Source organism: Rhodococcus sp. SJ-2 (genome assembly GCF_053750035.1).
Window position 1 is genome coordinate 2,475,001 of the sequence record NZ_CM132340.1, and the last position, 20,654, is coordinate 2,495,654.

Sequence of the window (20,654 nt, forward strand, 5' to 3'; positions counted from 1 at the left end):
GCTGTGACTCTAAGGCCCTTCGACCTCTTCTGCGGGAACGCGCATGGCCACTGGGGCCGACTGCTTGTCGTCGGTCGACGCATGCTCTGCCGGATCGACGACGAGGACCGGTACGGGGCAGTGCTCGGTGAGATACGCGGCGACGCTGCCCAGCATCCGGTTCGACATGCCCCGGCCGCGCTTGCCGATCACCAGTACATCGGCATGCTGTTCGGTCGCGAACCATCGCAGGCTCTGCCCTGCCGGACCGGCGATGACCGCGTAGCCGACCGGGATCTCCTCGGAGCCGGATGCTGCCGCTTCCAGCCGTTCCTTCGCCCCGGCGAGTACTTCGGAGTCGATGTCGGATGCGTCGTCGTATGACACCACCGCGACGAGTTCGAGTACCCCGCCTCCCGGCGCGAACAGTTGCCGCGCGGTATGCAGAGCCTGTTCGGCCTCCTTCGATCCGTCGAATCCCACCATCACGCGCAGACCGCCGGACTCCTCGCCACCGGCACCCCACATCGCGACCGGCTCCGACGTCACGGACCGGGGATTCCGTTCGATGCGCTCGAATGCGATGGGTACGAACAAGGGGCCGAGGATCACCGCGATGAGTGTCCATCGTGGGTCGTGCCCCTTGCGGGCCATCCACAGTCCGGTGGCGAGCCCGGTGAGCACCCACACGCCGATGAAAACCCACAGTGCCGTCCAGTTCACGGCGCCCTCCTCCTGAAATGTGACGGAACGAAGATCGGCCGGGAGGTGATCATCGTCCCTGGTGGATGTCGGGGATTCCATGGCCGTCGTCGTCGACCCGATCGTGCTCGGCGATGCGCCGGTACGCACGGTTACGGATGGTGAGGACGATCGAAGCCAGAACAGCGCTCAGTACCGATCCACACAGCACAGCGACCTTGGCGTGATCTGCCTCGACCGATCCCGCGCCGAACGCAAGATCGCCGATCAGCAGGGAGACCGTGAATCCGATGCCGCCGAGTAGCGCCACACCGAGGACGTCGACCCAGCGCACATCGTCGTCGAGGCGCGCTCGGGTGAATTTCGCCATCAGATAGGTGGTTCCGAAAATCCCGATGACCTTGCCGACGACGAGGCCGGTCGTTACTCCCACGGAGACGGGATCGGTGATCGTGGAGGTCAGGCCCGAAAGGCCTCCCACAGTGACGCCGGCGGCGAAGAACGCGAATATCGGCACAGCGATTCCCGCAGACAGCGGGCGGACCCGATGTTCGACATGTTCGGCGACCGCGATCTTCTTGCCGTTCACGTGCCGCGACACGGGAACGAGGAAGCCGAGCAGCACACCGGCGATGGTGGCGTGCACCCCGGACTGGTGGACGAGCCACCACGTGATGACGCCCAAAGGCACCAGAACCCACCACGCAGTCACCCCGCGTTGCATCGCGAAACCGAAGGCGGCCAGCGGAATCAGGGCACCACCCAGATACAGCAGGTTCAGTTCGTCGGTGTAGAACACGGCGATCACCGTCACTGCGAGCAGGTCGTCGACCACCGCGAGGGTGAGCAGGAAAGTCCGCAACGCTGTGGGCAGATGCGACCCGATCACCGCGAGAACGGCCACGGCGAATGCGATGTCGGTGGCGGTCGGAACCGCCCAGCCGTTCAGTGCTGCGGCACCACCCTGCAGGTTGATCGCAACGAAGATCAATGCCGGGGCCATCATCCCGCCGACTGCCGCGACGATGGGCATCGCCGCGCGTCGGAGATCGCGCAGATCACCCTCGACGAATTCGCGTTTGAGTTCGACACCGACGATGAAGAAGAAGATTGCCAGCAGTCCGTCGGCGGCCCACGTGCCCAGCGACAGATGGAGATGCAACGACTCCGGACCGAACGTGGTGTCGCGCAGCGTGTGATACGAATCCGACCACGGGGAGTTCGCCCAGATCAGCGCCGCGAGCGCAGCAAGCAACAGCAGGGCGCCGCCGACCGTCTCCTTGCGCAGTATGTCCGTGACGCGACGTGACTCTTCCGAGGAACCGCGTGACAGCAAGGGAAGTGACGAGAAGATTCCGGGCATCACACGCCTCCGGATACGGACAAGGAATCGTTGCGATGGCACGACGGAATCATGAGACCTCCGGTTCGACAGCAGAAAACACTCGCCGACCAGACTTCCCGGCACACCGCACGTAACCGTACCGCACCGGCGGCCACCGGTGCGGTACGAGAGTGTCCGACGCCGAGAAGAATCTACGGGGTGGTGTCGTAGAGACTCGCAATCTGCTCGGCGTACTTGGCGTCGATCGGCTTGCGCTTGAGCTTCATCGTGGGGGTCAGTTCGTCACCCGACGGTTCCCAGATGGTCGGCAGGACCGTGTACTTCTTGATCTGCTCGACCCGCGACAGCTTCGAATTCGCCACCTGCACTGCTTTCTCTATCGCATCGAGGACGACGGGATCGTCGGCAAGTTCCTCATGGGTGCCGGACAATCCGTGCTCCTGTGCGAAGGCTGCGAGTGCGTCGGGGTCGAGTGCGAGCAATGCGACGTTGAACGGCCTGTCGTTGCCGATGGCGACGGCCCCTCCGAGCATCGGGCACGCTGCGCGGAGGACACCTTCGATGTTGGCGGGCGACATGTTCTTTCCCGCGGCGTTGACGATGAGTTCTTTCTTGCGGTCGATGAGTCGAACGTAGCCGTCGGCGTCGATCTCTGCGATGTCGCCGGTGTGCAGCCATCCCTCGGAATCGATCGCGTCGGCGGTCTTCTCCGGATCGTTGCGGTACCCCTTCATGAGCAGAGGGCCTCTGACGAGGAGTTCGCCGTCCTCGGCGGTCTTGATCTCCACGCCGGGGACCGCTCGGCCGACCGTCCCGATGCGAATGGCGTCGGGCCGGTTCATGGTCACCACGCAGGACGTCTCCGACATACCCCACACCTCGGAGCACGGAATTCCCAGTGCCAGTACGAATTCGAGAACCTCGGGTGAGATCGCGGCGGCGCCGGTGACGGCGGCGCGAACCTCGTCGAGTCCGAGCTTCTGTCGGATCTTCGACAGCACCAGCTTGTCAGCGAGACCATGCTGCAATTCGAGCGTCCTCGGGACGGGCTTGCCGTCGGACTGCAGCCGCGCGCGCGTGCGGCCGACATCGATTGCCCACAACGCGAGCTTCTTCTTGACCGGGCTGGATTCCTCGGCGAGTGTCTTGTCGATCGCGGCCTTGAGCTTGTACCAGACCTGCGGCACGGCGCCGAACAGCGTTGGGCGGACACTCGGCAACACCGCGATCGCCTGTTTGAGGTCGTCGAGTGTCGTGATCTGCATACCGCCGTAGATGCTCGAGTAGTGTGAACCCCACCGGTTCGCGATGTGCGCATCCGGTAGATACGACACGATCCGGTCGGCGACACCGGTGGGCAGGAACGTGGTGGTCGCTTTCAATTCGGCAAGCAGATTCGCATGGGTCAGTTCGACACCCTTCGGGGGTCCTGTGGTGCCGGACGTGTAGATGAGAGTGAGCAGGTCCGACGGTTGCACGGCCTTCCACGCCGCCTCGAAGTCGAATTCTGCATCGGCGGCAGCTTCCAGATCGTCGAGCGACAGCGTTCCCTCGGGCTTTGCGTCGATGCACACCAGGTGCTCGACCTTCGTGGTGCCGATCGCTTCCGTCAATACCGGGACGAACTGCTCTTCGCAGATCATCACACGGTTGCCTGCATTGCCGAGCACGTACGAGATCTGTTCGGCGGTGAGCGAATTGTAGATCGAGAAGGGGGTTGCGCCCAGGTGGAATGCTGCAGTGTCGACGAGATGGAACTCCGGCCGGTTGGTGAGCATCAGGCCGACGGTGTCGCCGTGCCGAACGCCTAGGCCGGCGAGTCCGGCGGCGAGCTTCTCGACGCGGTCGGCGTATTGGCTCCATGTGTACCGGACAGAATCGTCCGGTGTGCGCAGCGCGATGCTGTCGGGGTACGCCGCGGCGGTGGACTGGAAAGCATGGCAGAGGGTGGACGGTGCACTGTCTCGATTTGTCATGATCGCTCCAGGGAAGAATGGTGCGAAAAGTGTAAAGGGGACTGCACACGTTCGTGGGCGGATTGGTGTGAATGGCTGGAGCGCTACGGATCCGCGCTCAGGGACGCTCGAACTTCTCCTCGCGTCCCAACTTGCGTAGCCGCACCCACTCACGCAAACCGGCCGGGTCGCGTCGGGTCACCAGGAAGTACCAGCCGAACCGCACCCACTCCTGCGGCAGCAGTCGTCGCAGACCGGGTTGTGACAGCAGATAGCCGCGGTTGCGGTAGGTGAAGAAGCGTTTGACATCGTTGTCGGGGAACTGGGTGTGCATCCGTCCGCCGAGGATCGGCTTGAATTCGTCGGCGCCATCAGGATGCAGGTAGGCGGTCTGCAGGCACGTCCCGAAAGGAAGCCCCGAACGTACCAGCCGTCGGTGGACCTCCACCTCGTCGCCGCGCACGAACAGCCGCAGGTCGGGGACGCCGACAGCGTCGATCGCATCCGCGGTGAACAATGCGCCGTTGAACAGCGACGCGATACCCGGCAGCAGATCCTCGTCGCCGAGTTCATGACGCCACCGCCGCCACACCACTCCGCGGCGAAGGGGGAACGCCAGCCGGTCCGGCTCGGCGATGTCGCAGACGACAGGGGAGACTTCGGCCAGCCCGTTTCGCTCCGCGCAGTCGAGCAGCCTCGCGAGAACCTCATCACCCTCAGGCCGACCGTCGTCGTCGGCGAGCCACACCCGGTCGGCCCCCAGCGACAGCGCGAACAGAATGCCGAGCGCGAAGCCACCGGCACCCCCCAGGTTGTGCTTCGACCCGAGATAGGTCGTGGGTATTTCGACCGCGTCGACGAGCACACGCACCTCGTCTTCGTCCGCGTTGTCCACCACGACGAGATGATCGAGGGGGCGCGTCTGCGCAGCCAGCACCTTCAGCGATTCGGCCAGAAGTTCGCGGCGACGGTGGGTGACGACGACGCCGATGATGCGTTCGTCAGGCACCGTTGCCGCCCGTCGGGTCCGCATCGACGACAGAAGCCGATCCGGCGGTGCGTTCACGTTCGAGTTCTTCGAGGACAGTGCGCACGTGATCGCCCGCGTCGTTGCCTTCATAGGCGCGCACCACGTCCTCGATGCCGCCTTCCTGCCGGATCTGGCCATGATCGATCCACATGGCCCGGTCGCACAACTGCGCGAGGAACTCGTTGGAGTGGCTCGCGAAGACGAGGATGCCCGAGCGCGCCACCAGTTCCTGCAACCGGATGCGAGCCTTTTTCATGAACTCGGCATCGACTGCGCCGATGCCTTCGTCGAGGAGCAAGATCTCCGGGTCGATGCTGGTGACCACACCCAGCGCGACACGCACGCGCATGCCCGTCGAATAGGTGCGCAGCGGCATCGACAGATAGTCGCCGAGCTCGGTGAACTCGGCGATCTCATCGACCTTTGCCAGCATCTGCTTGCGGCTCATGCCGAGGAACATGCCGCGGATGAGGATGTTCTCGTAACCGGAGATCTCGGGGTCCATGCCCACACCGAGGTCGAACACCGGCGCGACACGTCCGCGCACCCGCGCCGCGCCGCGCGTCGGCTCGTAGATGCCCGACAACAGGCGCAGCAGTGTCGACTTTCCAGCTCCGTTGTGGCCGACGAGGCCTACTCGGTCGCCTTCCTTCAACGACATGGTGATGTCGCGGAGCGCTTCGACGACGACGACGTCGGAGTCGTTGCGGCCGATCGAGCCGCCGGCCTTGCCCAGGAACGCCTTCTTCAGCGACCGGGTCTTGGCGTCGAAGATCGGAAAGTCGACGCATGCGTTTCGGGTTTCGATGCTGACTCGGCTCACGATGCTGCTCCAGACGCTGACACGAGTTTCGAGCCTACCGGTCCGCTTCTGATGTCCGACGCCTACAGGTACTGGCCGGTGCCCGTGTGGCCGTGGCCTTGCTGGTCGTCCGGTCCGGCCTGGATGTTCAATCCGGGCGGCAGCGCGCCCTGGCGCATCTGTTCGAGCTGCGCGCGGGCCGCCATCTGCTGAGCGAACAGAGCCGTCTGGATGCCGTGGAACAAGCCCTCCAACCACCCGACGAGCTGAGCCTGGGCGATACGGAGTTCGGCGTCGGACGGCACGGAGTCTTCGCTGAACGGCAGCGCGAGCCGCTCGAGTTCTTCGCGCAGATCGGGCGCGAGACCTTTTTCGAGTTCCTGGATCGAGGAGTGGTGGATCTCCTTGAGCCGTGCTCGGCTCGCGTCGTCGAGGGGCGCGGACTTCACCTCTTCGAGCAGTTGCTTGATCATGGTGCCGATACGCATGACCTTCGCGGGTTGCTCGACCATGTCGGCGAGGGTCTCGCCGGAACCGGCCTCGTCCGCGGACGCTTCTTGTGATCCCGGCACCTCGGGCTGCCCCACTTCGCCGCGGGGAATACGGACGGGCTGTCCGTCCGGGCCGATCACCAGAACATCGTCATTCTCGGGATGCGTCATGGGTCAATTCTGGCCTTTCCGGGCGAGCGCTGGGGCATCGGCCCGATCTGTGCGTGGAATGTCCGCGATTTCCCCGTTCGAGCGTACCGACCGGTCGAGCGTTGCCCGGGGAGCGAACAACCGCCGGTTGACTCCAAGATTTAGAGTGTCTGCCATGGCTTACGACGTTGCCCGGATTCGGGGGTTGATCCCCTCGCTCGGCGACGGTTGGATCCACCTCGATCCTCAGGCAGGCATGCAGATCCCTGACGCGGTGTCGCGCACCGTGTCGACAGCGTTCCGAAATGCTGCAGGATCGGCGGCGGGCCGGCATGTCTCGAACCGTCGAAGCGCAGGGATTCTCGACGCGGCACGCACCGCGATCGCCGACGTTGTGGGCGGCGATCCTGCCGCCGTGGTCCTCGGACCGAGTCGCGCCGTGCTGCTCGCCTGGCTGGCCGAATCGCTGAGCCCGCGACTCGGGCTCGGTACCGGCATGGTGCTGTCGCGTCTCGATGATGAGGCGAACGTGGCGCCGTGGCTGCGGGTGGCGAGCCGTTACGGCGCGCAGGTGCGGTGGGCCGAGGTCGAGATCGAGACATGCGACATGCCGGCCTGGCAGTACGAGGAACTGATCACCCCGACGACGCGTCTGGTCGCTTTGTCGGCGGCCTCGTCGATCGTCGGCTCGGCGCCCGACGTCCGGGCGGTGGCCGACCTGGTCCACGACGTGGGCGGCCTCATGGTCGTCGATGCCGCAGGTGCCGCACCGTACGCCCACCTCGACATGGCCGATCTCGGCGCCGACATCGTCACCGTCGACGCGGCCGCCTGGGGTGGACCCCAGATCGGCGCGTTGGTCTTCGCCGACGCTGCGCACCTCGACCGGGTCCCGGCTATGTCACTCGACCCGCAGGCCCGAGGACCGGAACGGCTCGAAGTCGGGGGCCATCAATACGCGCTGCTCGCGGGCGTCACCACGTCGATCGATTTCCTGTCCTCGCTCGACGACGAAGCCACCGGTACCCGACGGGAACGGCTCGAGATTTCCATCAGTTCGATGCAGCACTACCAGGACAGGCTCTTCGAGCGGCTTCTGCGCCAGCTCGACAGTCTCACCGGTGTCGTGGTGCTCGGACGTGCGTCGAGTCGGGTGCCCACGATCAGCTTCACGATCGACGGTGTGCCCGCCGACAAGGTGGCTGCGCACCTGGCCGATCGCCGCATCGCGACTGTCGCAAGCACTCGCGGGACGAGCCGGTTGCTCGACTCACTGGGTGTGAGCGACGAGGGCGGCGCTGTCAGCGTCGGCCTCGCGCCCTACACCACGGCGTTCGAGATCGACCAGCTCGTCCGCGAACTCCGCAACCTCTGAGCTCACCTGCGGTCGATCTCGAGTACCACCTTGCCCACTGTTTCCGGGGAGTCGAGGAGTTCGTGGGCCTTGGCGGCTTCCGCGATGTGGAGCTCGGCGTGCACGATGGGTTGGACCTTGCCTTCGGCAACCAGCGGCCAGAGATGTTCACGGACCGCTGCGACGATCGCGCTCTTACCCGATTTCCCGGTATCCGGTCGGCCGCGCAACCCCGTTGCAACGACGTGTCCACGCTTGGCGAGCAGCTTGCCGAGATTCAATTCGCCCTTGGTGCCGCCCTGCATCCCGATCACCACGAGCGTGCCATCGGGGGCCAGGACGTCGATATTGCGCGACAGGTACGCCGCGCCCATGTTGTCGAGCACCACGTTCGCGCCGCCGTAGGCCTTCTTCACTTCGGCGACGAAATCCTGGGCACGGTAGTCGATCGCCAGGTCTGCACCGAGTTCACGGCAGCGATCGAGTTTGCCTGCGGACGCCGTGACGGCCACCGTTGCGCCGAGGGCCTTACCGACCTGGATGGCATGCGTACCGATACCGCCGCCGCCGCCGTGCACGAGCAGGACATCTCCGCGGGTCAGGCCGGCGCTCATGACGACGTTCGACCACACCGTGCACGCGACCTCGGGCAGAGATGCTGCCGCAGCGAGGTCCATGCCGATAGGTACCGGAAGCAGCTGCGAGGAGGGAACCACAACCTGTTCCGCGTACCCGCCGCCGGTGAGCAGCGCGCAGACGCGATCGCCGATCTTCCACCCGGAGACACCCTCGCCCAGCTCGGCGATCACACCGGAACATTCGAGTCCGAGGATCTCACTGGCCCCGGGCGGGGGCGGATACAGACCCCGACGCTGCAGCAGGTCGGCTCGGTTGACCGCGGTGGCGGCGACATCGAGAAGAACCTGGCCGGGACCGAGCTCCGGGTCCGGTTGTTCGATCCACTGGAGAACCTCGGGCCCACCGGGTTCGGTGGCGACGATTGCGTGCATGCCGACGACGTTATCGTGACGGGCTCGAGATAGGGCAATGACTCGCGAACATGCTCTCCGCGGAGTACCTGGCGGTAACTTCTCGGGTAGGCACGTGATTACACTTCCCGCGTGACCGGCGAACATGACACACCGAACTGGCTGACCGCGGAGGAGCAGAACGCCTGGCGACGGTATATGGACGGCAATAGCCGGTTGATGGAAGTGCTCAATCGGAACCTGCATGACCAGCACGGGTTGTCTCTTGCCGAATACCGGATCCTTGTCATGCTGACCGAAGCTCCCGAGGGTTCCCTGCGCATGAGTGAACTCGCCGACGGTGTGCTGTCGTCCCGTAGTCGCCTCACCCATCAGATCCGGCGTATGGAGACCGACGGAATGGTCGTGCGGAGCTCGTGCCCCGACGATGGTCGCGGCGTGCTGGCCACCGTCACCGATGAAGGTCGTCGTCGCCTCGCGGAAGCCGCTCCCACCCACGTCGATGATGTGCGTACCAACCTCATCGATCTGCTGAGCAAGAGCGAGCTGAAGACCCTTGCCCGGATTTTTGCGCGCGTGGACGGGGCCCTCGCTGAAAAGTAGTTCGGGGATGCAGTTAGGATTTGGCACGGAAGCGTGGCAGAGCGGCCGAATGCACTCGCCTTGAAAGCGAGCGTCGTGAGAGCGACCGGGGGTTCAAATCCCTCCGCTTCCGCCAAGGCCCCGACCTGATGCTTGCAGGTCGGGGCCATATCCTACGCAATCCGTTCCGCAGGCCTGACAGCCACCGCTTCCGGGGCACACGGGTGCCCTGGTGACGGTGGCTGTCTTTGTGTTCTGTTGCCGAACTACGCGCCGGTGACTGCGTCGAGGTCGGCTTTGATCACGATGCGTCCGTGCAGTGTGGTGGAGACGAACAGTGCGTTGCGGTCGGTGTCTTCGCCCGGTGGTGGCCCGTCGCCGGTGCCGAACAGAGTCTCGAGTTTACGAATGACCGCCCGCACGGTGGCTTTGGTGGCGATCTTCTGGCTGACGTGGTCGAGCAGGATGGTGCGGGCTTTCGCGAAGTCGCAGGGGTTCATGGTTGTGGGGTAGTGCTGGCAGAAGTAGGCGATCTGCCGGGCTTTCTCGGCATCCAACGCGCCTGACGAGTGGGCGGCGTGGACTTCGGGTTCCGAGTCGCAGGAGTTGCGCGAGTGACGTGATGCGCTGGCATTCGCCGATTTCGAGGTGTGTGGCTGCGGCGAGCCAGTGGGCGGGGCTGCGGTAGCCGTGTTCTTTCACGGTGTCGCGTTCGACCATCGCGATGATCAGGTCCACCCGCTGCACTTGCAGGGCGTGGATGTCGGCGGAGATGGCGAGCGTCTCGGCCATCAGTTGTGTGTCGTTGAGTTTCCAGAGTTCCCCACCCATGATCGAACTGTATGGAATACATTTTCGAATGACAATAGAAACTCGATCGTTTGTTCGAAAGTGCAACGTCATCCGACCTGCGTTGTGGCGGTGACGGCACCGTCTCCGGATCGCATCCGTATCGGGATTCCGCTGGGGTCCTGCGGTATCTCGACTGTGGTCGGTCCCGTCGCAGATACGGCGTCCACCGCGTAGCTGCCGGGCCCTGCGGCCAGCATGACGTCGCCGTATCGGGATTCGAGGGCGACGGCCGCACGGGTATCGGTCACCGCCAGGTCGCCGAACTTGGAGCTGCCGTGGACGACGGTGCCGTAAGGGACGGCAATCTCGTAGCGGGCGACGCAGGTGGGGCTACCCACGGCGAACCTGTCGGGGCACCGCGCGCTGATCGTCAGACCCGACGAATCGGTGTCGATCGTCTCATCAGGCTTGTCGCCGTCGGTGAACTCGAGGGTGCGCCGGACCTCGATGTCGTCACGGTCGGAGCCGATCACCTGTGCGCTCAGCGACGCGGTGGTGACACCGAGTTGCTTCGCGCCTGCATCATCGAGCTCGAGTGTGACGGAGGCGATCGCGCCGCTGTAGCTGTCACTCAGCTGTTCCTGACTCGTCGAACCGGCGGTGCATCCGGCGAGTACAAGAGCCGAGAGTGTCAGTGCTGCAACCCCGGCGGGCAGAAAGGACTTCCGGGTCAGGTTTTCAACGACGGGCATGACGAACCTCCAGAACGAGTAGGGAAGCGGCGATCAACACTGCGCTGATACCGAGTGAGAACAGTGGGGACGGGCCACTGAGTGACCCGTCGGTGCGGAGCGCGCCCATGACGTCGACGGCGGCGACCCCGTTGAGTACGGCGTACCAGATCACCAGGTAGACCGCCTGGAATACACGTGCGCCCCGTCCGATCGACCCGATCAGCAGTGCAAGGGCAGGAATCAGCGCGGCGCCCGCAACCCACGCGGCTACGCCGGCCGAGTCCAGTGCGAGGAGCATCTTCGCCAGGGGGCCCGCACCGGCGACGACCGCAATGAGCACACCTGCACCCCACTCGGCGATGAGACGGATGCGCGACGAGACACCGCACTCCACAAGGGGATCGACGCCCTGTTCGTGTGTGAGTGTGCCGAGTCGCGACCACAGCAGTACCGGCAGCAACCATGCGAAGAGCAGAGCGGTGCCGACGCGATCAGCGGGAACCGCGAGGGCTGTGGCGGTCACGATCGCGAGCGTGAGCCACCACCACCGCGACACGCTGCCGAGATGGATACGTACCTCGCCGATCAGCAGCCCCAGGAACGCGTGTCCGTGCTCGGCCGGGGAGAGTCCATGTACGGTCTGTGAAAATGACGGCGCTGCAGTCGGTTCCGGAATCGGATCGAGTGGCTGGGTGGAAGCTTTCGGCAAGGAGATCTGCAGTCGTGACGGATCGAACCGGCTGAACCAGAACGACGGCGCGACCGCGACGAGCGTCGATATCGCAAGCAATCCCACACCGGCTGCGACGAGAGCCGGGTCGAAGTCCATGCCGGACCACGTGAACTGTCCGAGCGCACCGGGTTCCGCGGTGAGCCCGATCGAGATCTCGTCATCCGCACCGGGGTACTGCATCGCCAGGTCGGCTTGGAACCCCGCGGTGATCGAACCGTAGACCAGCGGAATGCCGGCGAGAAACATCGACGGATAGACGAAGAACCACAGGATGTTTCCCGCCCCTCCTCGCAAGAACGGAATCGTCTCGAAGACAACGGCGGCTGCTGCGGCCACGGTCAGAACGGGAAGGCAGAACGCCGCGATCGGAAGCCAGAGCGCCGTCATGTCGAGGCCTGTGGATTCCCCACGGAGGAGCTGCATCACCGGTGCGATGAAGGCGAGTGCGGCAGCCATCGCTGCCAGCACCAGCAGGTTGCTGAGGTACTTTCCCAACAGATACATCGGCGTACGCAGCGGGGAGACAGCAAGCGTTTCGCCCACGCCGGTGACGACGTCGCGCGTGATGCCGCTACGGACGACGTAGAACCCGAACAGTGGCAGCCACAGGCTGCCGATCATGGCGAGCATCATTCCGATGTATGCGCTGTCGTATACGCCCCGGAACGACCCGACTTTGACCATCGCGTACGTGGCGGTGGCGGGCGGGACGGCAACATACCCGAGGGCGACGGCACCGAGGACCGTCACCAGGAACGCGGGGCGCCGCGCACGATCCCGGAAATCTGCCATCGCGACGGCAGCAGCCGCGCGGGTCATCGTGTCACCCCGGCAGGTGCTGTCGGGGTATGGACCGCACTGACGTACGCGTCTTCGAGGTCGGGTTCGACAGGACACGCGCTCGGAACCGGAGGGGTATGTGCGACCGCACGAACACGCACGCCCCTCGATGTTCGGACGGTGCGGGTGATCGTCGCACGCAGCCGGATGTCGGCTACGGCATCGATGGGTACGACGGCTTCCCACACCAGACCGTTCGCGGAGCGGAGGAGTTCTTCAGGGGTGCCGCGCCGACGTAGTTCGCCGGCGGTGAGGATTGCAATGTCGTCGGCGATCGCCTCGATATCCGACACGATGTGGGTGGACAGGATGACGATCCGGTCGGCCGCCAGATCGGCAAGGAGGTTACGAAAACGCATGCGTTCCTCAGGATCCAGCCCGACCGTGGGCTCGTCCACGACGAGGAGTTCAGGGTCGCCGAGCAGTGCCTGCGCGATGCCGACGCGCTGTCGCATACCGCCGGAGAATTTGCCCACCGGTCGCGATCGGGCGTCGGTCAGGTTGACGAGTTCGAGGAGTTCGTCGACCCGCTCCTTCGCAGACCGCGTGCTCAGTCCCTTGACTGCGGCGAGATACCGGAGGAACTCTCGGGCACTGAGATTCGGATAGACTCCGAAATCCTGTGGGAGGTAACCGAGGACGCGTCGGAGCGGTTCCGGCCGAGCGACGATGTCGGTGCCGTTCCACGTGACGGTGCCTGCAGTCGGCCGGGTGAGCGTGGAGAGAATGCGCATCAGCGACGACTTGCCTGCTCCGTTGGGTCCGAGGAGGCCGAGAACTCCAGGCCCGATCCGCATGCTGACGTCGGTGATCGCCTGTTTACCTCGATAGGCTTTGGTCACATTGTTCAGGTCCAATTGCATGACTACAGACGACCATTCGGCAGGGGGTGCAGTCACTGGGTCCACATGGCCGATCGAAGGTGGTGCCAGCACCACCATTCGGCTGCACTTGGCGTCATCCCGAAACACCGGCCGCGTCGATAGGCTCACTCGTGTGTCCTCCGATGAACCGACCACGGTACTCACCGCGATCACACGGCGGCGCTTCCTGCTGTCGGGGTGGCCATGGCGGTCGCTGAGTTATCTGCTGACCGGTGTCCCGGTGGTGTGTGCGGTGGCGCTGCCGTTCGCGGCGTTCTGCGTACCGTGGTTGGTCCTGATCGTGTGGGCGGGCGACGGCATGTATCCGCAACCGCTCGGCAGGGTGTTGCTCCTCGGTGTTCTCGGCGTGGTGCTGGTGTTCGGGCTCGGCCCGCTGGTGGCGATACCGCTGGCGACTCTGGAACGTATGCGGCTGCGTCTGGTGAGCAGCGATCGGGCACTCTCGGCGCACCGCGCTCCTCCCGCCGCGGGTCTGTGGCCGTGGGTGCGCACCCGCTACACCGAGGCCGCGACATGGAGGGAGCTCGGCTACACAGTCCTGCTGCTCACATTGATTCCCGCGTTGTTGCTGCTGGCCGCGGTGATCGTCGGACTCATCGTCGTGATGGTGGTCAGTCCCCTGGTGGTGGGTGACGGTGAAGAGGCGGTGGCGCTCGGCTTCAGCCAGATCACCTCGGTCGATCAGGCTGTCCCCTACGCGATCGCAGGTCTGCTTCTGCTGCCGGCGGTCCCGTATGTGATTGCTCTGATCGCGGGACTGCACGGTGCGCTCGCCCGGTCGTTGTTGTGCGGCGACGACCCGGACGCGCTCCGCGCTCGGCTTGTCGAGGTGTCTCGGTCCCGGGCCCGACTGGTCGATGCTTTCGAAGCGGAGCGTCGCAGGATCGAGAGGGATCTGCATGACGGCGCGCAGTCGTTGCTCGTCAATCTCACCCTGCAGTTGGGTATGGCCAAACTCGACCTTCCACCGGGTTCCGCCGCCGCGAAGAGTGTGTCGCAGGCACACGACCAGGCGAAGAGATTGATGGCAGAACTGCGGCAACTCATCCGGGGAATCCATCCCAGGGTGCTCACCGACCGCGGTCTACCCGACGCCCTGCGTGAACTGACCGAGGACTTCGGCGTCCCGGTCTCCGTCACCGCGGAGGTTTCGCCACGCCCGGCGCCGGACGTCGAGGTCGCAGCCTATTTCGTGGTGGTCGAGGCGCTCAACAACATCGCCAAACATGCGGATGCGACGGCCGTCGGGGTGACTGCCCGGCGCGCCGGGGATCTGCTTGTCGTCGAGGTTGTGGACGACGGCTGCGGCGGTGCGGATCCGGAACGGGGCAGTGGTCTGACGGGGCTGGCCGACCGGGTCGCGGCGATCGACGGCAGAATGCTGCTGTCCAGCCCGCGAGGCGGGCCTACCGTCGTCCGTGTGGAGTTGCCGTGGATCGAGAGCTGACCGTCGTGCGAGTGATCCTCGCGGAGGATGGCGCACTGCTGCGCGAAAGTCTCGCCGCGATGCTCGAGCGATTCGGATTCGATGTGGTGGCCTCGGTCCCGGACGCTGTCACGCTGAAATCGGCTGTGGCCGAGAATCGCCCCGACCTGGTTGTGACCGATGTGCGGATGCCGCCGGGATTCACCGATGAAGGTTTGCGCGCGGCAGTGGAATTGCGACGCAGCTATCCCGGACTGGCTGTGGTCGCTCTCAGTCAGTACGTCGAACTGAGCTACGCCGATGAGCTTCTCGGGGCAGACGGAGGGCGCGTCGGCTATCTCCTGAAGGACCGTGTCGTCGATGTCGAGGAGTTCGTCTCCACCTTGCGTCAAGTGGTGTCCGGCGGCACGGTGATCGATCCCATGGTCGTACAGCAGTTGTTTCGCCGCCGACGAGATCCGTTGGCGCAGTTGTCGCCGCGCGAGCGGGAGGTGCTCGCCTCGATCGCAGAGGGGCATTCGAACGCGGCCATCGCCGCTGAGCTGTTCATCACGGAATCGGCCGTCGGCAAGCATGTCGGCAACATCTTCGGCAAATTGGCGTTGCCGCCGACCGACGACACGAATCGCCGCGTGCTGGCGGTCCTCGCGTATCTGCGTCGAGATGAGCTCGACTGAGTCGCTGCGACGTCCGAATCGTCCGAGATGGTCGGAATTCGCACGGTGTACGGCGCCGACTACTAGGGTCGCTTCCAGTTGACTTGACCCGGACATGCCGGACGGGTTGAGATCGAACTCCGGTCGTCGGGGGACGAGGAGCTGTATGCACAAGAGGTTCATCGCTGCGCTTGCCGTGGCGTTGTTGCTACCACTGTCCGGTCCTGCGGTCGGGCACGCTCAGCCGTCGTCTCAGGCGGCGGTGATCGATCACACCGAGCACATCACCGACAGCCGCACGGCGCTGTTCGTCTTCTCGCCCTCGATGGGCCGGATCGTCCAGGTTCAGGTGCTGCATCCGGCGTGGGACGGGCCCCGCCCGACTCTGTATCTTCTCGACGGCGTCAGCGCAGGTGAAGAATCCGATTACCGCGAAAGCACCTGGACGCAGGAAACCGACATCGTCGATTTCGTTGCGGACAAGAATGTGAACGTGGTGCTGCCGGTGGGGGGTACGGGCAGTTACTACACCGATTGGAAGCAACCGGACCCGATTCTCGGGGTCAACCGGTGGGAAACTTTCCTCACCGAGGAACTCCCCCCGATCATCGATGCGCGATTCAACGGCAACGGAACCAACGCGGTTGCCGGGCTGTCGATGGGCGCGACTGCAGCGATGATGCTGATCACCCGCAATCCGGATTTGTACGAGGGAGTGGCGGCGTTGAGTGGCTGCCTCGACACCCAGCAGGACTCGACCCGAAACTCGGTGCGCGCCACGGTCGTCTACAAGGGTGGAAACCCTGACAACATGTGGGGTCCGCCGGACGACCCGGATTGGGCTGCGCACGACCCGTACGTGCACGCTGGACAGCTGCGCGGCAAAGAAGTGTTCATCAGCACCGGCAACGGACTGCTGGGTCCCCACGATTTCGCGGCCGCCGACGAGCCGATGTCGACCGGTGTCCCTCTCGAGATGGGGGCGTTCATCTGCACCCTCACCTTCGACCGCAGACTTCGCGAGCTGCACATTCCTGCGACCGTCGTGTATCGACCGTGGGGCACGCACTCGTGGGCGTATTGGGAAGAAGACATCAAGACGGCATGGCCCACCCTCGAGGATGCGCTCGGGCTCTGACGTCGAGGCGTCCGCCGGACGTCAATGGAGGCGTATGCGGTCGCGGGCCGGGGGGCGGCTCGGGGCAGGATCCGACAGGAACGTAGTAAGAGCAGTGAGTTCCTCGCCTGCCCCGACACGCGACCGGGCCTCGGTGAATACAGAGAATCCGTCGCTGCCACCGGCGAGATAGTCGTTGACTGCAACGGAATAGGTGGCTCCGAGGTCGAGAGGCGCACCCGAGACAGTGATGTCGCGGACTCGCTGTCCTGGGGCAGCCGACCTGTCGAGGGTGTAGCGCAGATTGTGCGACGGTGCCAGGACCCGCTCCAGGGCAGCGCCGGTGATGTCTGTCTGGAACTGCTGTTCGAGAACCGCGGTGAGCTGAGCGCCGGTCATCTCGAGAATCTGGAGGAAATTCCCGAACGGCTGAACTCCGTAGGCCTCGCCGTAGGTGACGGCGCCGTCGTCGTCGAAGTACAGGTCGCCGCGGAGTCCGCCAGGGTTGGTCAAGGCGATCTGCGCTCCGAGCGGCGCGGTCGCTGCGAGTTGGGCGTCTGCGACGAGGTTTCCGAGTGACGATTCACCGCTGGGCGATCGGTCGCGGGTGATGTCCGCTGCGATGTGCCCGACTTCCTGGGCGGCCGTGTCGGACGACCTGTCGGCCACCTTGGCAACGAAATCTTCGGTGCGCGGATCGGGCGTGATGTCGTGGGTGATCACCTGGTTGAACGCGACCGTCCGGTCGCGCACGACGTCGCGGGTCGCCCGGTCGATCATGATATCTGCGACAGAGAGGATCCGCCCTCGCGAGGCGCCCTGCAGCACTGTGCGTTGCTGTCCGGACGGATCGGGATAGCTGCAGTTGAACTGTCCCTCGCCGTCGGAGGTGACAATGAGATCGACATGCGACGAGACGGTGGTGGTGACCTCCTTGGCGCGTCCGTTGTCGAGGCTGCACGGATCGGCGTCGCTGCCTGCGGCGATATCGCCCTTGTACAACAGGATGATGGAGCGGATCCCGAGTGCGTCGAGAGTGTCGGCAGTGCGGTTCACCGCCTCGATCTCGTCGCCGAAATGCAGATTCTCGATCGAATCGCTGCGAATGTATTCCGGAGTGTTGCGGGGTAGGACCCCGATCGCACCAACAGGAATTCCGTCTACATAGCTGACATCGAAGGGCAGTGCAGCCGGCGCGCCGTCGGCGGTCGTGACGTTCGCGCCGAGGAAGGGAAAGTTCGCGCCCTCGTAGGACTCGCTGAACCGGCAGCCGTCTTCGGGGTGACATCCGCCGTCGCGTAGTCGTTGCAACTCCGTGAACCCGTTGTCGAACTCGTGGTTGCCGAGCGCCGCGGCCGTGACATCGAGATCGTTGAGGAATTCGATTGTCGGTTCGTCGTGGAACATCGCCGATTCGATCGGCGACGAACCCCAGGAGTCGCCCACTGCATACAGCACCGAATCGTCGGCCTGTCCGCGGAGCTGGTCGACATATGAGGCGAGATAGGCGGCGCCGCCTGCGGGTACCGACTGGCCGTCCGAGCGAACCACTTCGCTCTGCGGGCCTTGCGGCGGCAGCAGGTTGCCGTGGAGGTCACCGAAGGTGATCAGACGCAGTGGAACCGCATCGGGGGGTAGCGCTCCTGCATGCCCGATTGTGGCAGAGGCCACGGCGGAGAGTGCCGCGGCGATGGACAGGGCACGTCGCAGTGCAGCGCGTCCACCCATCCGTTCCTCCGTACTCGCCGGTCATTGCAACCGGTCGAGTCTGACAGCGGCGAATAACGCGTCCGATACCCAGCGATAACGGTTGGGTCTCGCCAAGATCAGGCGACGCCCGCGATTTCCCGGCCCGCGCCGGTTGCATAGGCCACGAACAGGTCGTTCTCGTGTGGATCGCCGATCGAGATCCGGGCGCCTTCCCCTGCGAAGTTGCGCAGGATCACACCGGCCTCAGCGGCGGCAGCCGAGAACGTCGCCGATTTCTCGCCGAGCGGAAGCCATACGAAGTTCGCCTCGCTGGGCGGTACCACGTAGCCGGCCTCGATCAGGGCAGCGCGCACGCGTTCCCGTTCGGAGACGACACCGTCGGTGCGTGCGAGCAGTTCGCCCGCTGCCTCGAGCGATGCGATCGCGGCTTTCTGGGCGAGTGAGTTCACGGAGAAGGTTGTGTGGACCTTGCTCATCGCGACGATGATTTCCGGATCGGCGACGGCGTAGCCGACCCGGAGGCCGGCCAGGCCGTAGGCCTTCGAAAAGGTCCGCAACACCACCACGTTGCGGCGCCCCGCAGCGAGCGGGATTCCGTCCGGGAGATCCTCGCCGGGGGCGGCGCGCATGTACTCGAAATACGCCTCGTCGAGGGCCACGACGATGTGGGACGGGACGGCGTCGAGGAACTGTTCCAACTCGTCCTTCCCGAGGCACGAACCCGTCGGGTTGTTCGGATTGCACACGAAGATCAGCCGCGTGCGGTCGGTGATCGCCGCGAGCATGGCCTTCAGGTCGTGGCCGTGGTCGGGGGTGTTCGGTACCGGCACCGCCGTTGCACCCGCGACGGCACAGACCACGGGGTAGGCCTCGAACGATCGCCACGAGTAGATGACTTCGTCACCGTCGTTGCAGGTGATCTGCACGAGCTCCTGGCACAGGCTCACCGATCCGCACCCCGCAGCGATACGGTCGGCGGCCAGGTCGAGACGTGCCGCGAGCGCCGCGATCAGCTCGGCGGAGCCACTGTCGGGATACCGGTTGACGGTGGCTGCTGCTTCCAGGATCGCGTCGCGAACACTGGGTAGCGGACCCAGGGTCGTCTCGTTGCTGGCGAGCTTCACCGCGTTCGGAACGGTGCGCCCGGGAACGTAGGCAGGGATCGATGCAAGGTCGGGGCGGGTACGCGGAGTCACCAGCCGATTATGCTCCCGAAGTTTGCGTGCGCGACTCGGATGGTCATGTCATCGTGGACACCATGCCGGAAATCAGCAAGGATGCTGCACCGTTGGCAGGGGACGCGGGGGAGTTGCCGCTCACCGTCGTTCGTCCGGACGTGACCCCCCGGGGCTGCATCGTGCTGCTGCATCGCGCGCGCGTGTTCTCGCCGGAACTTCTCGACTTCATGCAGGCTCTCGCCGACGAACGCTGGTTGATCGTGGCACCCGACCTTCACAGCCGGGGACCAGGCTCCGATGAGGCGGCTCTGTTCGCCGAGGCAGGCCGTGTCAACGCCGACGCCACGTTCGCATGGATCGCCGATGCCGGAATCCGGATGGACACGGTGGGCCTCCTCGGCTTCGACGAGGCGGGCACTGTGGCGACGTGGGTCGGAACCACGCGGCCTGTCGGTGCGGTCGTCAGTGTCGCCGCTCCGGGTATCGTCCGGTCGCTGCGCCCGGTCGTCCCCCCACTTGTCGATCTGGTGCGTTCGTTGCGTGCCCCGTGGCTCGGTCTGTACGGCACCGACGACCCGAACACTCCCGGCGGTGAGGTCGAGCAACTCAGTGAATCCGCGAGCAAATCGGATGCGCCGACGCTCGTGGTGAGCTACGAGGGTCTCGAGCACCGTCCCGACGAACCACCGGTCGTGCATTCCGGCGTCGATCCGGACGAGGATCCGCGCGAGGCCGCGATCGTCGACGCGAGGCGCAGAATCTTCGACTGGTTCGACAGCAACCTCCGCTGATCAGGCGTTTTGCTTTTCTGTGGAGTGGTTGTGTAATGTTTTGCCCCGGCGGTTCGAGAGAATCGAAACCCCGCAAGGAGGCGTGCCAGAGCGGCCGAATGGGACTCACTGCTAATGAGTTGTCCCCCTTACAGGGGACCGGAGGTTCAAATCCTCTCGCCTCCGCCACGATGGTGTAGCGTCACCGTCGATAGAAAAACTGAATGCGCATGCGCCCGTAGCTCAACGGATAGAGCATCTGACTACGGATCAGAAGGTTAGGGGTTCGAATCCCTTCGGGCGCACACAGAAATCCCCACCAGCAGTAACGCTGGTGGGGATTTTCTTCGTCGGTGGGGGCTCGACACCTTCCCGCCGTGAATGGACCGCCCAGCGGGAGAACCCGTATCCGACCGATTGATGGGGTCTCTACCG

At 64.8% G+C, this 20,654-nt stretch carries 19 protein-coding genes and 3 tRNA genes; 9 read left to right on the forward strand and 13 right to left on the reverse strand.

All coding sequences use genetic code 11. From position 1 onward, the window contains the following. Nucleotides 1-9: 9 nt before the first annotated feature. The 6 genes from ACSYG9_RS11540 to ACSYG9_RS11565 all read right to left on the reverse strand — a co-directional run bounded on the left by ACSYG9_RS11540 (nucleotide 10) and on the right by ACSYG9_RS11565 (nucleotide 6,475). Nucleotides 10-702 (reverse strand): universal stress protein, encoded by a 693-nt coding sequence (locus ACSYG9_RS11540; protein ID WP_454842544.1) that lies wholly within the window; start codon nucleotides 700-702, stop codon nucleotides 10-12. A 49-nt stretch (nucleotides 703-751) separates the two neighbouring features. Then, nucleotides 752-2,044: a Na+/H+ antiporter NhaA gene (gene nhaA, locus ACSYG9_RS11545; protein ID WP_454842545.1), complete on the reverse strand. Its 1,293-nt coding sequence runs from the start codon at nucleotides 2,042-2,044 to the stop codon at nucleotides 752-754. Between the two features lie 173 nt (nucleotides 2,045-2,217). Then, nucleotides 2,218-4,002, reverse strand: coding sequence for an AMP-binding protein (locus tag ACSYG9_RS11550; protein WP_440127281.1), 1,785 nt, complete (start codon nucleotides 4,000-4,002; stop codon nucleotides 2,218-2,220). A 97-nt stretch (nucleotides 4,003-4,099) separates the two neighbouring features. After that, a complete protein-coding gene (glfT1, locus tag ACSYG9_RS11555) occupies nucleotides 4,100-4,990 on the reverse strand; it encodes a galactofuranosyltransferase GlfT1 (RefSeq protein WP_440127282.1) in 891 nt (296 codons plus the stop codon). Then, complete coding sequence (wzt, locus tag ACSYG9_RS11560; RefSeq protein ID WP_440127630.1) at nucleotides 4,983-5,837, reverse strand: galactan export ABC transporter ATP-binding subunit Wzt/RfbE; 855 nt, start codon at nucleotides 5,835-5,837, stop codon at nucleotides 4,983-4,985. The genes glfT1 and wzt overlap by 8 nt, the downstream gene beginning before the upstream one ends. A 59-nt stretch (nucleotides 5,838-5,896) precedes the next feature. Then, nucleotides 5,897-6,475 carry a bacterial proteasome activator family protein gene (locus ACSYG9_RS11565; protein ID WP_440127283.1) on the reverse strand — a complete coding sequence of 193 codons (579 nt, stop codon included), beginning with the start codon at nucleotides 6,473-6,475 and terminating at the stop codon, nucleotides 5,897-5,899. A 154-nt stretch (nucleotides 6,476-6,629) separates the two neighbouring features. Here ACSYG9_RS11565 and ACSYG9_RS11570 point away from each other — a divergent pair, with 154 nt between their 5' ends. Continuing rightward, entirely contained in the window at nucleotides 6,630-7,829 is a 1,200-nt protein-coding gene (locus ACSYG9_RS11570; RefSeq protein WP_440127284.1) for a cysteine desulfurase-like protein, read from the forward strand. Between the two features lie 2 nt (nucleotides 7,830-7,831). Here the strand turns inward: ACSYG9_RS11570 and ACSYG9_RS11575 are convergent, their stop codons facing one another. Further along, the gene (locus ACSYG9_RS11575; RefSeq protein ID WP_454842547.1) at nucleotides 7,832-8,818 is read right to left on the reverse strand and encodes an NAD(P)H-quinone oxidoreductase; all 987 of its coding nucleotides are present in this window, start codon (nucleotides 8,816-8,818) and stop codon (nucleotides 7,832-7,834) included. A 111-nt stretch (nucleotides 8,819-8,929) separates the two neighbouring features. Between ACSYG9_RS11575 and ACSYG9_RS11580 the strand changes: the two genes are divergently transcribed. Then, complete coding sequence (locus ACSYG9_RS11580) at nucleotides 8,930-9,400, forward strand: MarR family winged helix-turn-helix transcriptional regulator (protein ID WP_346777576.1); 471 nt, start codon at nucleotides 8,930-8,932, stop codon at nucleotides 9,398-9,400. 27 nt (nucleotides 9,401-9,427) lie between these two features. Next, nucleotides 9,428-9,515, forward strand: a tRNA-Ser gene (locus ACSYG9_RS11585). 130 nt (nucleotides 9,516-9,645) lie between these two features. On the opposite strand, the gene ACSYG9_RS11590 is transcribed toward ACSYG9_RS11585, so the two are convergent. The 4 genes from ACSYG9_RS11590 to ACSYG9_RS11605 all read right to left on the reverse strand — a co-directional run bounded on the left by ACSYG9_RS11590 (nucleotide 9,646) and on the right by ACSYG9_RS11605 (nucleotide 13,341). Next, entirely contained in the window at nucleotides 9,646-9,879 is a 234-nt protein-coding gene (locus ACSYG9_RS11590; RefSeq protein ID WP_454842550.1) for a hypothetical protein, read from the reverse strand. A gap of 399 nt (nucleotides 9,880-10,278) precedes the next feature. Then, a complete protein-coding gene (locus tag ACSYG9_RS11595; protein WP_454842552.1) occupies nucleotides 10,279-10,923 on the reverse strand; it encodes a hypothetical protein in 645 nt (214 codons plus the stop codon). After that, nucleotides 10,910-12,457, reverse strand: coding sequence for a hypothetical protein (locus tag ACSYG9_RS11600; protein ID WP_454842553.1), 1,548 nt, complete (start codon nucleotides 12,455-12,457; stop codon nucleotides 10,910-10,912). Before ACSYG9_RS11600 ends, ACSYG9_RS11595 begins: the two co-directional genes overlap by 14 nt. Continuing rightward, on the reverse strand, nucleotides 12,454-13,341 hold the full coding sequence (locus ACSYG9_RS11605; protein WP_454842555.1) for an ABC transporter ATP-binding protein: 888 nt from the start codon (nucleotides 13,339-13,341) through the stop codon (nucleotides 12,454-12,456). Before ACSYG9_RS11605 ends, ACSYG9_RS11600 begins: the two co-directional genes overlap by 4 nt. Before the next feature lie 133 nt (nucleotides 13,342-13,474). Here ACSYG9_RS11605 and ACSYG9_RS11610 point away from each other — a divergent pair, with 133 nt between their 5' ends. From ACSYG9_RS11610 to ACSYG9_RS11620, 3 genes are all read left to right on the forward strand, one after another. Then, on the forward strand, nucleotides 13,475-14,809 hold the full coding sequence (locus ACSYG9_RS11610) for a sensor domain-containing protein (protein ID WP_440127290.1): 1,335 nt from the start codon (nucleotides 13,475-13,477) through the stop codon (nucleotides 14,807-14,809). Nucleotides 14,810-14,868: 59 nt separating this feature from the next. Continuing rightward, nucleotides 14,869-15,465, forward strand: a complete 597-nt coding sequence (locus ACSYG9_RS11615; RefSeq protein WP_454842941.1) for a LuxR C-terminal-related transcriptional regulator — start codon at nucleotides 14,869-14,871, stop codon at nucleotides 15,463-15,465. A 145-nt stretch (nucleotides 15,466-15,610) separates the two neighbouring features. Next, the gene (locus tag ACSYG9_RS11620; protein WP_454842557.1) at nucleotides 15,611-16,582 is read left to right on the forward strand and encodes an alpha/beta hydrolase; all 972 of its coding nucleotides are present in this window, start codon (nucleotides 15,611-15,613) and stop codon (nucleotides 16,580-16,582) included. 21 nt (nucleotides 16,583-16,603) lie between these two features. Here ACSYG9_RS11620 and ACSYG9_RS11625 read toward each other — a convergent pair whose 3' ends face one another. Together ACSYG9_RS11625 and hisC are read right to left on the reverse strand one after the other, a co-directional pair. Further along, on the reverse strand, nucleotides 16,604-18,289 hold the full coding sequence (locus ACSYG9_RS11625; RefSeq protein ID WP_454842559.1) for a bifunctional metallophosphatase/5'-nucleotidase: 1,686 nt from the start codon (nucleotides 18,287-18,289) through the stop codon (nucleotides 16,604-16,606). Between the two features lie 98 nt (nucleotides 18,290-18,387). Beyond that, nucleotides 18,388-19,467, reverse strand: a complete 1,080-nt coding sequence (gene hisC / locus ACSYG9_RS11630) for a histidinol-phosphate transaminase (RefSeq protein ID WP_454842560.1) — start codon at nucleotides 19,465-19,467, stop codon at nucleotides 18,388-18,390. Between the two features lie 62 nt (nucleotides 19,468-19,529). On the opposite strand from hisC, the gene ACSYG9_RS11635 reads away from it, so the two are divergent. The 3 genes from ACSYG9_RS11635 (at nucleotide 19,530) to ACSYG9_RS11645 (ending at nucleotide 20,524) form a co-directional block, all read left to right on the forward strand. Beyond that, nucleotides 19,530-20,240 carry a dienelactone hydrolase family protein gene (locus ACSYG9_RS11635; RefSeq protein ID WP_440127295.1) on the forward strand — a complete coding sequence of 237 codons (711 nt, stop codon included), beginning with the start codon at nucleotides 19,530-19,532 and terminating at the stop codon, nucleotides 20,238-20,240. A gap of 76 nt (nucleotides 20,241-20,316) precedes the next feature. Continuing rightward, nucleotides 20,317-20,408, forward strand: a tRNA-Ser gene (locus tag ACSYG9_RS11640). 43 nt (nucleotides 20,409-20,451) lie between these two features. Next, a tRNA-Arg gene (locus ACSYG9_RS11645) sits at nucleotides 20,452-20,524 on the forward strand. Nucleotides 20,525-20,654: the final 130 nt, after the last annotated feature.

Coding starts and splice junctions, on each gene's coding strand:
- ACSYG9_RS11620 (WP_454842557.1), top strand. CDS start 15,611: ATGCACAAGAGGTTCATCGCTGCGCTTGCCGTGGCGTTGTTGCTACCA.
- ACSYG9_RS11590 (WP_454842550.1), bottom strand. CDS start 9,879: ATGAACCCCTGCGACTTCGCGAAAGCCCGCACCATCCTGCTCGACCAC.
- ACSYG9_RS11575 (WP_454842547.1), bottom strand. CDS start 8,818: ATGCACGCAATCGTCGCCACCGAACCCGGTGGGCCCGAGGTTCTCCAG.
- ACSYG9_RS11595 (WP_454842552.1), bottom strand. CDS start 10,923: ATGCCCGTCGTTGAAAACCTGACCCGGAAGTCCTTTCTGCCCGCCGGG.
- ACSYG9_RS11570 (WP_440127284.1), top strand. CDS start 6,630: ATGGCTTACGACGTTGCCCGGATTCGGGGGTTGATCCCCTCGCTCGGC.
- ACSYG9_RS11600 (WP_454842553.1), bottom strand. CDS start 12,457: ATGACCCGCGCGGCTGCTGCCGTCGCGATGGCAGATTTCCGGGATCGT.
- nhaA (WP_454842545.1), bottom strand. CDS start 2,044: ATGCCCGGAATCTTCTCGTCACTTCCCTTGCTGTCACGCGGTTCCTCG.
- ACSYG9_RS11565 (WP_440127283.1), bottom strand. CDS start 6,475: ATGACGCATCCCGAGAATGACGATGTTCTGGTGATCGGCCCGGACGGA.
- ACSYG9_RS11625 (WP_454842559.1), bottom strand. CDS start 18,289: ATGGGTGGACGCGCTGCACTGCGACGTGCCCTGTCCATCGCCGCGGCA.
- ACSYG9_RS11605 (WP_454842555.1), bottom strand. CDS start 13,341: ATGCAATTGGACCTGAACAATGTGACCAAAGCCTATCGAGGTAAACAG.
- ACSYG9_RS11635 (WP_440127295.1), top strand. CDS start 19,530: ATGCCGGAAATCAGCAAGGATGCTGCACCGTTGGCAGGGGACGCGGGG.
- ACSYG9_RS11615 (WP_454842941.1), top strand. CDS start 14,869: ATGCTCGAGCGATTCGGATTCGATGTGGTGGCCTCGGTCCCGGACGCT.
- ACSYG9_RS11550 (WP_440127281.1), bottom strand. CDS start 4,002: ATGACAAATCGAGACAGTGCACCGTCCACCCTCTGCCATGCTTTCCAG.